This window comes from Thalassobacillus cyri (assembly GCF_900107755.1).
GTDB lineage: Bacteria > Bacillota > Bacilli > Bacillales > Halobacillaceae > Thalassobacillus > Thalassobacillus cyri.
On the sequence record NZ_FNQR01000022.1, the window covers coordinates 1 to 12,862 of the forward strand.

Annotated in this window: 10 protein-coding genes and 1 riboswitch; of the genes, 4 read left to right on the forward strand and 6 right to left on the reverse strand. The window is 45.4% G+C overall.

Annotation, left to right across the window (positions count from 1 at the left end; genetic code table 11):
* Positions 1–699: 699 nt before the first annotated feature.
* Positions 700–1,641 carry an MBL fold metallo-hydrolase gene (locus tag BLV00_RS18975; protein ID WP_093046520.1) on the reverse strand — a complete coding sequence of 314 codons (942 nt, stop codon included), beginning with the start codon at positions 1,639–1,641 and terminating at the stop codon, positions 700–702.
* A gap of 224 nt (positions 1,642–1,865) precedes the next feature.
* On the opposite strand from BLV00_RS18975, the gene dacB reads away from it, so the two are divergent.
* Positions 1,866–3,365, forward strand: a complete 1,500-nt coding sequence (gene dacB / locus BLV00_RS18980) for a D-alanyl-D-alanine carboxypeptidase/D-alanyl-D-alanine endopeptidase (RefSeq protein WP_093046521.1) — start codon at positions 1,866–1,868, stop codon at positions 3,363–3,365.
* Positions 3,366–3,454: 89 nt separating this feature from the next.
* On the opposite strand, the gene BLV00_RS18985 is transcribed toward dacB, so the two are convergent.
* Positions 3,455–4,690, reverse strand: a complete 1,236-nt coding sequence (locus tag BLV00_RS18985; RefSeq protein ID WP_093046522.1) for a dicarboxylate/amino acid:cation symporter — start codon at positions 4,688–4,690, stop codon at positions 3,455–3,457.
* A gap of 186 nt (positions 4,691–4,876) precedes the next feature.
* Positions 4,877–4,993: riboswitch (SAM riboswitch) on the forward strand.
* A gap of 162 nt (positions 4,994–5,155) precedes the next feature.
* Between BLV00_RS18985 and BLV00_RS18990 the strand changes: the two genes are divergently transcribed.
* Positions 5,156–6,772 carry a sodium:solute symporter family protein gene (locus tag BLV00_RS18990; RefSeq protein WP_093046523.1) on the forward strand — a complete coding sequence of 539 codons (1,617 nt, stop codon included), beginning with the start codon at positions 5,156–5,158 and terminating at the stop codon, positions 6,770–6,772.
* 144 nt (positions 6,773–6,916) lie between these two features.
* Here BLV00_RS18990 and BLV00_RS18995 read toward each other — a convergent pair whose 3' ends face one another.
* The 4 genes from BLV00_RS18995 to BLV00_RS19010 form a co-directional block, all read right to left on the reverse strand.
* A complete protein-coding gene (locus BLV00_RS18995; RefSeq protein ID WP_093046524.1) occupies positions 6,917–8,347 on the reverse strand; it encodes a sodium/proline symporter in 1,431 nt (476 codons plus the stop codon).
* Positions 8,348–8,376: 29 nt separating this feature from the next.
* Positions 8,377–9,336 (reverse strand): ornithine cyclodeaminase family protein, encoded by a 960-nt coding sequence (locus BLV00_RS19000; protein ID WP_176791737.1) that lies wholly within the window; start codon positions 9,334–9,336, stop codon positions 8,377–8,379.
* 22 nt (positions 9,337–9,358) lie between these two features.
* A complete protein-coding gene (locus BLV00_RS19005) occupies positions 9,359–10,525 on the reverse strand; it encodes an NAD(P)/FAD-dependent oxidoreductase (protein WP_093046526.1) in 1,167 nt (388 codons plus the stop codon).
* A gap of 138 nt (positions 10,526–10,663) precedes the next feature.
* Positions 10,664–11,239, reverse strand: a complete 576-nt coding sequence (locus tag BLV00_RS19010; protein ID WP_176791740.1) for a phospholipase D-like domain-containing protein — start codon at positions 11,237–11,239, stop codon at positions 10,664–10,666.
* Between the two features lie 166 nt (positions 11,240–11,405).
* Here BLV00_RS19010 and BLV00_RS19015 point away from each other — a divergent pair, with 166 nt between their 5' ends.
* Both BLV00_RS19015 and proC read left to right on the forward strand, forming a co-directional pair.
* Positions 11,406–11,687, forward strand: a complete 282-nt coding sequence (locus tag BLV00_RS19015; RefSeq protein WP_176791742.1) for a hypothetical protein — start codon at positions 11,406–11,408, stop codon at positions 11,685–11,687.
* 286 nt (positions 11,688–11,973) lie between these two features.
* Positions 11,974–12,828, forward strand: a complete 855-nt coding sequence (proC, locus tag BLV00_RS19020) for a pyrroline-5-carboxylate reductase (RefSeq protein ID WP_093046528.1) — start codon at positions 11,974–11,976, stop codon at positions 12,826–12,828.
* Positions 12,829–12,862: the final 34 nt, after the last annotated feature.

The window sequence follows — 12,862 nt, forward strand, 5'->3', positions numbered from 1 at the left end:
TTTAATAATGTGTAGTTTTTCTTCGGGGGTATACTGGCTCATAAGAGCACCTCCTATTGTCAGATGAGTGTCCAACAATAGGGGTGCACTGCACTATCGCCCTGTGGGATCTCGCCTAGCCCCTTTTCCCGCGGGAGTATCTCATCGTTTCCCTGTCCATCCAGCAAGTTTTATACTAAACGGATCCTTCAAAAAGAGAATAGTGCACAACTAAAACCTTCATCCTGACGCATTTATAAAGGATATATAGAGGCTAACGTCTTTTATCAACATCATAGAGCGATTCTAAAGGGTGATTATGAGAACTATCTACGGCAAGGTACGGAGGGGAACGGCGAGACTCCTGCGGGATGAAAATGACAGATGAGACCCCGGAAGACGAAGTCTGAGGAGGCTCAGCACATGCCCGCGGAAAGGGAATCGTTCCCCACCGGACCCTTATTTAGACAAACATCTCAAATCAAGTCTTCGACTTTTCGGCACTATAATTGAATATGTTTTTTTTGGTAGAACAACAACAATGTTTAACAGAGTCTTGCCATAAGAAAAACGGCCAGGTAAATTTCCGGCCGTTTTAATGTGTTGGTGTAACACCTTGTTATTTGTTTTACTTTAAGAAAGTTTAACTTTGTTGAAGGATTAAAGTAGAAGAAACACTTAGGCTTTCGCCATAAGGAATTGGCGATAAGCCAAGGGTTTCTAATGTTTATTCAGGTAATCAACGATGCCCATGGCACATACTTCAAAGTCCACTTCTAACACTTGGTAGACAGGATGGTCATCAGGGATGTTATGGGTTTGTAAATAATCAGAAACCAGCTGGTATAGTCGTTCTTTGACACCTGCTTGTCCTTCATCATTAGCCAATGCTTCTTCGCCTGCTGCTACAAACTTTGGCAGCCATGATTCTGTCTGCTGGAACACTTCTTCTGGTTCGGCAGATTCACCGAAGTGGCCGAAATAAATCCGGTCGACATCCAGCTGACGGAACCGCTCGATGGAAGCGCGCATAGCATCGGGGTCGAACTGATTTGGTGACGTAGAAGGCAAATAGAAGGTCAATCCCTTTTCCTGGGTTTGATGATACCTAACACCAACCGTGTCTCCAGTGAAAATACCGTTGCTTTTGGAGTCGTGGATGCTGAAATGGTGTTTGGCATGTCCGGGTGAATCATAAAAAGTAAGGGTGCAGTCCGGACCGATATTCAAGGTTTCTCCATCTTCTTTCACAAGCAGGCGGTCTTCTGCAATCGGAACGATCGGATCGAACAATTCATCGAACTTGTCTCCATAGACGGCACGGGCGCCGGCAATCAATCGGGATGGATCAGCAAGGTGGCGTTTCCCGCGGGGATGGACGACTACTTCTGCATTGGGACACTCTTTCAATAAAAGTCCTGCTCCGCCTGCATGGTCCAGGTGGATATGGGTCACAATGATATAGCGGATGTCCGCAGGGTCTATATGTAATTTCTTTAGTCCTTCCAGAACATAAGGGATAGAGGGACTCGGTCCAGTTTCAATTAGTGTTAACTGATCCTCATTAATTACATAGGTGCCTGTTCTGCCGGGCAGACCTAAATCATATCCATCAATTAATTGAATTCGATTTCCCAGGTCGATTGGAGCTTTCGTATTCATAAGGTTCACCCTCACATAAATTTTCACTCACTGCTTTACTACATTCATTTTCAGTAACAAAAAATCCTTCTTTCTGACACTTTTTTCAGAAGACAGTTGGGGACTCAGTCGAAAGTCTTAAGAATAGTAATACAAAATAGCTGTTTTTAGTATAATTGTTAAAATTTTCTGTATTCTTTGCTAATGTAAAGATACCAAAGTATACAAGGAGGAAATACATACTTATGTGGCCTGTAAAGAGTAAACAAATGGTTGTTCTGTTTCTGACTTCGCTTTTATTTTTCGTTCCTTTTCAAGACTATGACGCACCTCAAGTCACTGCTTCTTATGAAAATGCCGCCCTGACGGATGAACTTAACATGATATTGACAGATGAAAAATTGGAAGGAGCACTGGCTGGTGTCAGTATCCGCTCTGCCGAAACGGGGGATGTGATTTATGAACATGATGCTGGCAAGCGGCTGAAGCCGGCTTCAAATATGAAGCTGTTGACAGCGGCTGCAGCATTAGAAATTCTCGGTCCTGACTACACCTTCCCGACTGAAGTTCTCGCTGACGGAGAAATAAAAGGAAATAAACTGCATGGAGATCTATATTTGAAAGGAAAAGGCGATCCGACATTAATGGAAAAGGACTTTGAAGACTTGGCCCACTCGTTAAAGGAAGCCGGGGTCAAGGAAGTGAAAGGGAATGTGACAGCAGATGACAGCTGGTATGATGATATCCGATTGTCCGAAGATATTTCCTGGAACGATGAAACAAACTATTATGCGGCTCAAGTTTCTGCCCTGACTGCGGCTCCTAATGAAGATTACGATGCAGGAACCGTCATCGTTGAAGCACATCCAGCAGAGACTGCTGGAGAAGCTGCAGAGGTAAAAGTTGTACCGGATAACGATTATGTAGAAGTAATTAACCAGACAAAAACAGTGCCAATGGATCAAGAGAAAGATATTTCTATTAAACGAAAGCATGGCACCAATCAAATTATTGTAGAAGGGGAGATTCCTGTAGAAGGATATCGCTCACGCTCCTGGGTTGCCGTCGATGAGCCGGCAGGACTAGCTTTAAACTTGTTCGGTAAAGCGTTAGATAAGGAAGGCATAAAAGTGAAAGGGGAGTTAGTGGAAGACGGTGAAGCACCGGAATCTGCTGAGCTGCTTGCTTCCAAACAGTCGATGCCATTGGAAGAGCTGTTGATTCCCTTCATGAAACTAAGCAACAACGGACATGCGGAAGTTTTGATTAAAGAGATGGGGAAAGTCGTTCATGATGAAGGAAGCTGGGAAAAAGGGCTGGAAGTAGTGGAAGAATTCCTGGAGGAGACCGGCGTTGATGCTGATACGATGCGTTTGCGAGATGGTTCCGGCATGTCACACGTCAACATGGTACCCGCTCATGAAATTTCAGAACTACTGTATCAAGTAAGAGGAAAAGAATGGTTCCCTGCTTACTTAGCTTCACTTCCTGTGGCCGGGAACAGTGAGCGGTTTGTCGGTGGAACACTCCGTTACCGGATGAATGATACACCAGCAGAAGAAAACGTTAAGGCGAAGACCGGTTCTTTGACCGGAGTCACTTCATTGTCCGGTTATGTAACCAGCAAGGACGGGGAAGAGTTGATTTTCGCTGTAGTTTTGAATAATTACCTTGGATCAGTCCAGGAGGTTGAAGATGACATAGCTATTACATTGGCAGAGCACGAATTCAGTACAGAAGAATAAAGGAAAAAACGGACTCCTGTTACTGCAGAGTCCGTTTTTTTATGGCTTTTTTCCTGACTAATAGGATATTGTTTAATCCATATATAATATCATGCGGCTGGGTCGGAATCTGCTTCCTCATTGCGATCAATGACTGCGGAGCCAACGATATCGCCTAAAACATTCGATGCAGTACCGGCCATGCCGATCAGGACATCTACTCCTGCAATCAGAGCTACAATTTCAAGCGGCAAGTTGAATAGAGTTAGCACGGCTGCCAATGTCACCAGTCCAGCGGCTGGAATTCCAGCTGTCCCGATTGACAATAGGGTTCCGACTACTACAATGGTGAGAAAGTCCATGACTGACAAATCCAGGCCGGTGATGTTGGCGGCAAATACGATGGACACTCCCATCCGCAATGCCCCGCCGTCTGAGTTGAATACGGCTCCGATTGGTAAGGAGAAATTAGCTGTCCGTTCAGAAATACCGGCTTTTTTTGCCGATTCGATCGCAACAGGCAGGGAAGCGATGCTGCTGGATGTGAAAAAAGCGGTAAAATACGCTTCTTTCGTCTGTTTAAAAAAGTCCTTGATACTGATATTTGCATACTTGAGAAAAGCAGTGTAGATGAAAAGCCAAAGTAGAACGACCCCGAGATAAAATACCGCGGTAAATGCGAGTAGCGACTGAAAAGTCTGCCAGCCCTGGCTCCCGAAGGAAGAAGCACTAATAGCAAATATTCCAATAGGAGCATAGAGAAGAATTCCTTTTAATAGTAAAAAGAATAACTCATTGGCAGCAGAGAAGAATCGATGCAGTGTCTCTCCCGCATCACGCAGGTCGACTTTATCGGCGTAGCGCATCCTGGCCATTCCCAATCCGATGATGACTGCTAAAAAAAGAATGCCCATCAGTTCCCCAGATGCGAAAACTTGAAAGATATTGTCCGGGACAATATTCATTAATACATCCGAAAAACCCGGGGTTTCCGGCTTTTCTACCTGGGCATCAGGTAACGAAAGCTGGGAACCTGGGTTGATCCATAGCGCAAGAGCTACACCGATGACTACTGCTGCGCCTGTCGTCAGCCCGTAATAGACGAGCAGTTTCCCGCCCAGGCGGCCTAAGTGCTTCGGCTTCATCTGATTGATCGCCAGGACAACGGTCAGGAAGATGACTGGAATAGCAATCAAGCTTAATAGGTTGATAAGTATCGTGCCGAGCGGTTTTAATACTTCCGCCTGCTGGCCGAAGATGATGCCGACAGCAATCCCAAGCAGGAAGCCGATTGTCATCTTTAGAATGAAAGAAGAATGTTTATATGTATGCCAGATTTTCTGCATGATTTAACCTCACTTTTATATTGATAGTTAAAGTATAACAGGAAGTGTGCGTTGCGATTAGGCAATTAGCATTATTTTTATTAATGTAAAGGTTTTCATTTTGAGAATAGAGAAAAAAGTCAGAAAATATATTGACATTCTTTCAACCATCTTGTAGGGTAGGATTTAACTTAATTACGGAAAACATCCTTATCGCGAGCAGGGGAGGAAATTGGTCCCGTGATCCTGCAGCAACCTGTTATTTTCTTCTCGAAAATAATAAGGTGCTACGTCCAACAGACGCTGTTGTCTGAAAGATGAGGAAGAGAAAAGCCTCTTCCTCCGGGAGAGGCTTTTTTCTATATTAAAACGAAAGTTTTCTTAGTACCAAGGGGATATTTATTGGTTTTAAACTTACTAAACTGATAAATATAATCAGATTTTGTAACAGCCACGAAGGTAACATATTTTTAAGGAGGCAGAAGAATGACAACAGTAGGATATTGGTTTATCGGTTTTGCTTTGGCCTATACGTTCTTTTTGATTTTTATGAGCCAGCTTGGAATGAGGCGGGCGAAAGATGGGAATGGATTTTTCGTAGGAGGGCGCGGGTTCAATACCCTGTTCGTCACGGTATGTATCACCGGATTGTTCTCCGGATCGTCGTACATAGCAATTCTGGAGCTCAGCTATCTGACGGGGGTATCGGCTATATGGTATGGCGTTGCTGAAACACTGCATGTCTTGATTATCGCCCTTGTTTTGATTGCACCATTCCGAAAACGGGCCCTGGTGACAATCTCCGGATTGCTTGGTGACCGTTACGGTGAAAAAGTCCGCGGACTTGCCGGTGCGATCACAGCTTTCACATTCCCGATGTGGTCGGTGGCGACCGCGCTGGCGTTTGCATCCGCATTGTCCGTATTTACAGGAATTTCACTGGTACTGTCCGTAGCTTTAACTGCTTTATTGCTGTTTGTCTACCTGCAATTCGGCGGGATGTGGTCGGTCGGTTTTACACAATTGAGCAACGTTGTGGTATTTTTCATGATGCTTGCAATTGGGACTTACGCATTTTTTATCAATCCAGGAATCGATGGCATCCAGACATTGTTCCAGGAAAGACCCGAGTACGCCTCATGGAGTGCAGCCGGTCTGCAGACAATCCTGGCCTGGTTCGGGACATTCCTTTTCAATGTCATTCTTGCTCAGGCAGCATTCCAGATGGCATTGTCCTGTAAAACACCTGAACAGGGGCGGCGCGGCTTGATTTACGCATCGCTGCTCGGCATTCCGTTGATAGTCGGTGCTGTATTATTCGGAATGGCAGCCGCTCAGGTAGTGCCTGGGGAAACACGCGGACTGGTGGCAGTTCCGCTTTACTTGATGGAAACACTACCGGCACCATTAGTCGGTCTGTTCTTCCTGGGATTTTGGGCGGCAGCGCTCAGTTGGGGAGCGCCTTGCCAATTCTCCGGTGCAACAAGCCTCGGCCGTGATGTCGGAAAAGCTTTGAATCCTAAGGCAAATGAACTACAGCTGATCAAGTATACCAAATGGTCGTTATTGCTGTTGACTGGGTTGATGATCGTATTCGCACTGCTTCGTTCTGAACAATCAGCGTGGTGGAACGTCGTGGCATGGGTAACACGAAACTCGGCCACATTTGCCCCGGTGGTTGCGGCAATTTTCTGGCCGGTTGTCACGAAGCGGGCTGCCCTGGTATCGTTGTTCACCGGTTCAGCATCAGGCCTGCTTTGGTATCACCTCAGCGGCTGGGCGATCAACGACTTTTTCATGAATACGCACCCGGTATGGATCGGGATGGGCATCAACATTATCACCATTGTATCAGTCAGCCTGATCGACAATGCTGGCAACTGGGTATGGAAAGCATCCTTTAACAGCGTAGGGTTTTATTCCCTGCTCACTGCTGTCGGCCTGGCTATCGTCTTCTTCAGCTCGTTTGACTTTTTACTTGCAAAAGGATTGGCCGGTATGGTCGGTTTGCTGATCATATCAGGGGTGTTCATCACCTGTATGAATTTTATCAAAGAGAAGAAGGAAACTGTTCCTGTAACGAAACAGTGGAAGACGGGCTGAAAAAATGAGAACGCGGATTGCTGATCCGCGTTCTTTCTTTATACGTTAAAGAATTTTAATTTTTTTAAAGGTTTAAAGTATAAGAAAATACTAATGCTTTCGCCATAAGTACTTGGCGACAAGCCAGTTTTTTTCTAATGCCCGCTATGATTTTTTGTTCGGGAACAGCAAACTGAACACGATACCGAAAAATGCTGCGATAAAGAAGGTTGTGAAGCGTGACGTAATGATGGAGTCTAGTGGTGTGCTGATCCAAAGTACGGTAAAAACGAAACCGGAAACGATGGTTGCAATGACACCGACACCGGAATAACGTTTCCAGAAAAATGTCAGGATAATGGCAGGAGAGAGGGTGCCGCCAACCCCTGCCCAAGCCCATCCGACAATCAAGTACAGGAGGGTATCAGAAGCAAGAGCGATTATCATACCAATCAGCCCGCAGACGATGATGATGATGCGGGAAGCTGTGAGCAGTTGTTTTTCAGAAAGATCCAGTTTCAAGGCTTTGTGGAGAATGTCTTCACTGACCGAACTGGTGACAACCATCAACTGGGAATCCGCGGTCGTTATGATTGCCGCCAGGATTCCCGATAATAGAATACCGGCAATCCAGGCAGGCATCAAATCCATGACCATATGAGGGAGGACGGTTTCTGTGTCGGCAAAAGTTGTCTGGCTATAGATAGTAATAGCAGTGACACCGATCATGAATGCTCCGCCGTAAGCAAAGAAAGTCCAAAGGATGGCGACATTTCGGCCGGTCCTGACGTCTTTTTTCCCTCTTAAAGCCATGAACCTGGCACTTAACTGTGGCTGGCCGCCAAGGAATCCGAAGAACCAGGAAAAATTATTGAAGAATAACAGACCGATGGCAAAGCCTGTAGCTCCACCGAACCAGGCGTCGTGAGTAGAACCTGCTTCTGCTAATGCCGATGAAATCGATAAGTCATTCGTGTTGATATAAACGAGTGCGACAATTGGCAAGGCGACAAGGGTGATCAGCATCATGACGCTTTGAATCATATCTGTCCATACGACTGAAATAAAACCTCCGGTAAAAGCCAAACCAATGACCACGATCGTAGCCAGCACCACACCTGTCGTTTCATTCAATCCGAAAGTAGTAAACAGCATTTTCCCTGCGCCTGCAACTTGAGCACTTAAATAAAACATAAGGAAGCTGCTGATCAAAATTGTTGCGAACCAGCGAATCAAGTTCGCCTGGGCGCCGAACCGGGCTGCCAAATAATCAGGGAGTGTCAATACGTTGTATTTATCACGTTCTTCCATGAATTTTTTTGCAAGGAACAACCAGGCGAAAATGATACCAAGTGCTATACCGGCAGCTACCCAAATGCCGGACAGGCCCGTGGCGAAAACGAAACCGGTATATCCTAGCAGCAGCCAGGCTGACTCGCCAGTTGCTCGTTCGGAAAATGCCAGCGCCCATCCAGGCAGTTTTTTCCCGCCTAGCAGAAAAGCGGAATGATCAAGCTTTGTCCGGCTGAAGTAATAACCGATTCCAAGGATGACAAGACAATACAGGATGAATTCGACAATAATGATATTATTCATCTAATCTCCCCTTTGTAAATCTTCATCACTTATAAAGTTAATGAGGTGCCGATGTTTTGTTGTTTTGCTTGTTGATAGATCTGCTGTGCTGCAACCGCATCGAATAAAGCCATTCCTGTAGATTTAAAAACTACTGTTTTTTCCCTGGAAACGTTGTGTACGCCGGTGACGACTTTGGAAAAAGTGACTATTTGAGATGGGTGCAGCCATTTTTGCTCCAATGGTTGTGCAAGATCTCCTGACTCCTGGATCGCATCGGTGCTGTCGACATAGATATTGTCAATCAGCCGGTAAACGGAATGGGGGAATTCGCGCATGTCCTGGCGATAGGATCCAATGCCAATAATCAACTTTCCTTCTAAAAGTGCCTCATCATCCGGCAGTACAGGATGAGACGAGTTAGTGGCAGTGATGATGATGTCGCTTTTTGCAGCCGCGTCAGCAGCAGAATGATGGATGCTTATTTTGATGTGCTCACCTAATTCCACCTGAAGCTTTTCCACGAAATCGATCATGCGGGCTTTGGAACGGTTGAACAGGTGGATATGAGTGATATTCCGCTCTGCACAAGCTGCAACTACCTGATAGAATCCCTGTGCCCCTGTTCCTATGAGTGCCAGGCTGTCTGCGTCGGGTCTGCTCAAATGCCTGACAGCTGATCCACCGATTGCACCGGTTCGAAGCCCGGTCAAAATCGCCCCATTCAAAATCGCTATCGGTGTACCGGTTTTCGCATCATTAACAGTGACCAGTCCCTGAATAACCGGCTCGTTCAGGTTTTCGGGATGGACCGCAACTAATTTGGTGCCGATAACATCTTTGGTCAAACAGGGCATAAGCAAATAGTCGTTGACACCGTGGGAGATTCTCATCCTGGCCGGCATCTGGTACTGTTTTGCTTCATAAGTTTGATAAGCAAGGTCGATACTGTCGATGACCTGGCTCATAGTAATTGCTTGTTTGATCGTTTGTTCATTAAGATACAACACGAAGAAAAACCTCCTGTTTTCATTAAACGACGGCTCCTTCCACGACGAGGTCATTTTCCTCGAACCGTTCGAATCGTAGTGGTTTCAGGTCGAGCGTCTGATAGCTGCCGGTCATCAATAGCTCCGCCAGGCATTTTCCGACTGCCGGTGCCTGCTGCATGCCGTGTCCACTGAATCCGCAAGCCAGATAATAACCGGCTAGTCCAGGGTGTCGGCCGATAATGGCGTTCTGGTCGCTGGTGTTATGACTATATAAGCCAGCCCATCCGCCTGTAATTTTTGCCCGCTCGAAGTTTTTGATACGCTGGGCCAGAACTGGCCACAATTGTTCCTCAAAAAATGCACGCGTCCATCGGAAATCGTAACCAGGTTTCACCTTTTCAGAAAAGCCGGAGATGATTTCTTTTCCTTCATGACGGAAATAGACCCCAGTCGGGTCGATTGTTAACGGAAGTTCTTTTGTTAGAGGATTTGCAATATCGAATTGGATGACCTGTCGTTTCAATGGAACAATCGGGAGCGGCAAATTCAATTTTTCGCTGAGCAAAGGCGCCCACGGACCAGCGCAATTGATAACACGAGGTGCATAATAAATCTCCCCATTTCCTAATTGCACACCGGTGACACCGTTCCGATCGGTTAAAATCTGGTCAACTCCTTCATAAACATAGATTGCGCCCAGCTGCTTCGCTTTTTTGATGTAACCCTGCATGACTGAATAGGGATCCAGGTAGCCATCTTCTGCACAATACAACCCGCCTGCAAGGTCACATGTTGTAAGTTCCGGAATAATATCCTTCAGTTCTTCCGGAGAGAGAAGCTGGGAGGGAACGCCGTGCTGCTGCTGCTTTTTCATCTGATGCTCCAATTGTTTGTGCGATTCCTGATGTCCCAGAAAAAGGTAGCCTCTTTGCTTAAAGTCGATTTCAGCGCACTCGCCATCAACCGCCATATCCTCGGGAAAGCTTAAATATTTTTTTAAACTATAGCGGCTGATCTGGATATTGATGTCGGTAGTGAACAACTGCCGGATTCCACCCGCACTGCGCGGTGTCGAGGAAAATTCATAAAGTCTATCTTTCTCAAAAACAGTCACTTCACCAGTGAAGCCATCCTGTAACAAGTGGCAGGCGATGCTTGATCCCATCACGCCGCCGCCAGCGATTATGATGTCGGTATGTTTTGCCATAGATTCACCTCTTTTCAGCTTGTACTATGAAAATATTCGAGTAGGGGAGGTTTCATGAATAAAGGAAGAAGTGGGGATCAAGTGGTTGGCCAATAAATCAAAAAAGAAAGGCAGGAAACACCGTTTGCCTGCAATCAATCAAGCGTACTTTTTACCAGGTAATAAATGATAGCTTTTATAATTACGGCTGTCCTTCCATTTGGCGTTAAACACTTTCGTCCATTCCTGCGCCATTTTCCTGTCACGCATAATGACAATTAATTCATCGTTCCTGTGTTCAGCAGAATAGGTGAAATTATAGGAACCGGCCGTAATGACCTTTTGGTCAGCGATCATCATTTTCAGGTGCATGATACCTTCGTGGTTATTGACTTTAATTGGAACTCCGCAGTGTAAAAGCCTATGGACATTAGCAGTCTGTTTGCTAAGGGTCTTCACCTGGTTGTCATCTGTCAGCACCCGGACATGGACTCCTCGTTTGGAGGCTTTGCAAATATGCGTAACAAAGTCTTCTTCTGTCAAAATGAAAACAGCGACGTCAAGCGTATGATTAGTTTCATTAATGATTTGAAGCAATTCTTCTTTCGGCGAGCGATTGCTTCTGGAAAAAATATAATCCGTGCTTTTTTCTGATATTGCCTGATATTTACGATAAGCCACATAGGAAACTGCTCCAGCTATGAGCGTAAAACCAGCCGCAGTTAATAATTCCATACACATCCCCCCTCCCCTGATAAATATATGAAGAAAATGGTTTGTCCTATACGAAAGCGTAAATTTTAAAACTTCCGCAACCGCCCACCCCCATTTAGGTATCTGTCATAGTCTGTAGCGTAGGTATTCGACTTGCTTTTATAATACAAGGAGGCGAATTGACAGTATGGAACACGAATTTTATCCGTATCCGATGCCAGAACATATGGCTTCATACCCACAGATGGAATTGGATTACGATATGCGGACGTATGACGATGAAAGGAATTATCCTTTTATAGGAACTTTTGCGACAGGACTTGCGGGTGGTTTACTCGGAGGCTTACTGGTTCCAGGGTTGTATGGCGGTTATGGCGGCTACGGAGGATATGGTTATCCTTATGGCGGCTATTACCCATATGGTGGTTATTACCCATACGGCGGGTATTACGGCCGGCCATGGTGGTAATCCAGCACAATTCAAAAGCCAGTTACCGGTGTCAAACCGGTAACTGGCTTTTTTTTTGATTAAAAGGAATATTGTGACTTTTTTTCAACTCGCAAATTAGCTCCTGAACTGCTATTTGACGACATCTGTTCGGACTGGAAGGAGATAAATAGAAATGGAAGCGTTTACGCTGACTATCTCGCGTATATACATATAAATTACAAAAAACCCCTTGAATAATAAAACCAGCGTGTTACTATGAAAAACATTGAATTCACACACACGAGAACAGCAATTAAAAGGAGAGATGTCATTGTTTAAACAGACAGTAGCTTTTCTAGGTGCCGGTTCGATGGCAGAAGCTATGATCAGTGGAGTAGTAGAAGCCGAAACGATTCCGGTCAACCAGGTGATCGTAACTAACCGGAGCAATCAAGACCGGTTGAATCATATACAATCCAAATACGGAGTACGTACAACTCCACTCCATCAATTGAATTATGATGAGGTAGATATTTTCATTCTGGCGATGAAGCCGAAAGATATCGACAGTGTACTGGAATCATTGAAAGATAAAATCAGTCCAGATCAAGTTCTTCTTTCTGTATTAGCTGGTATTCCCACATCCCATATGGAAGAAAACATGAACGAAGGCCAGCAGGTCATCCGTGCAATGCCGAATACTTCAAGCATGGTCGGTGAGTCAGCAACAGCAATTTCACCGGGAAAATATACAGGAATCGATCATGTGATGGCGTCCAAGAAGCTATTGGAATGTATCGGTAATGTATATGTTATCGATGAAGCCCAGATGGATATTTTCACTGGAATCGCTGGAAGCGGACCTGCTTATTTCTACTATTTAATGGAGCATATCGAGAAAGCAGGCCAGGAAGGCGGACTTGACCGTGAAACGGCAAGGGAGATTGGAGCACAAACGATTTTAGGTGCAGCCAGGATGCTTCAGGAACAGGACGACACATCAGCTAAACTCCGGGAAAAAGTCACCTCCCCAAATGGTACGACTGCTGCCGGACTGGATGCCTTAAACGAACATGGCGGAGGAAATGCCATTTCCCAGGCAGTCAAAGGAGCCGCAGCCAAGTCCAATGAAATGAGTAAAGCAAGCCGCGAAAAAGAAAAAGAACTTGTCACAAAATAAAGGTAGCATAAAAATGCATCAGAGTGTATAATTA

What these genes read in the sequence shown, in the direction of transcription:
- proC (WP_093046528.1), top strand. Translation starts at nt 11,974, where the DNA reads ATGTCATTGTTTAAACAGACAGTAGCTTTTCTAGGTGCCGGTTCGATG.
- BLV00_RS18975 (WP_093046520.1), bottom strand. Translation starts at nt 1,641, where the DNA reads ATGAATACGAAAGCTCCAATCGACCTGGGAAATCGAATTCAATTAATT.
- BLV00_RS19005 (WP_093046526.1), bottom strand. Translation starts at nt 10,525, where the DNA reads ATGGCAAAACATACCGACATCATAATCGCTGGCGGCGGCGTGATGGGA.
- BLV00_RS19010 (WP_176791740.1), bottom strand. Translation starts at nt 11,239, where the DNA reads ATGGAATTATTAACTGCGGCTGGTTTTACGCTCATAGCTGGAGCAGTT.
- BLV00_RS18985 (WP_093046522.1), bottom strand. Translation starts at nt 4,690, where the DNA reads ATGCAGAAAATCTGGCATACATATAAACATTCTTCTTTCATTCTAAAG.
- BLV00_RS18995 (WP_093046524.1), bottom strand. Translation starts at nt 8,347, where the DNA reads ATGAATAATATCATTATTGTCGAATTCATCCTGTATTGTCTTGTCATC.
- dacB (WP_093046521.1), top strand. Translation starts at nt 1,866, where the DNA reads ATGTGGCCTGTAAAGAGTAAACAAATGGTTGTTCTGTTTCTGACTTCG.
- BLV00_RS19015 (WP_176791742.1), top strand. Translation starts at nt 11,406, where the DNA reads ATGGAACACGAATTTTATCCGTATCCGATGCCAGAACATATGGCTTCA.
- BLV00_RS18990 (WP_093046523.1), top strand. Translation starts at nt 5,156, where the DNA reads ATGACAACAGTAGGATATTGGTTTATCGGTTTTGCTTTGGCCTATACG.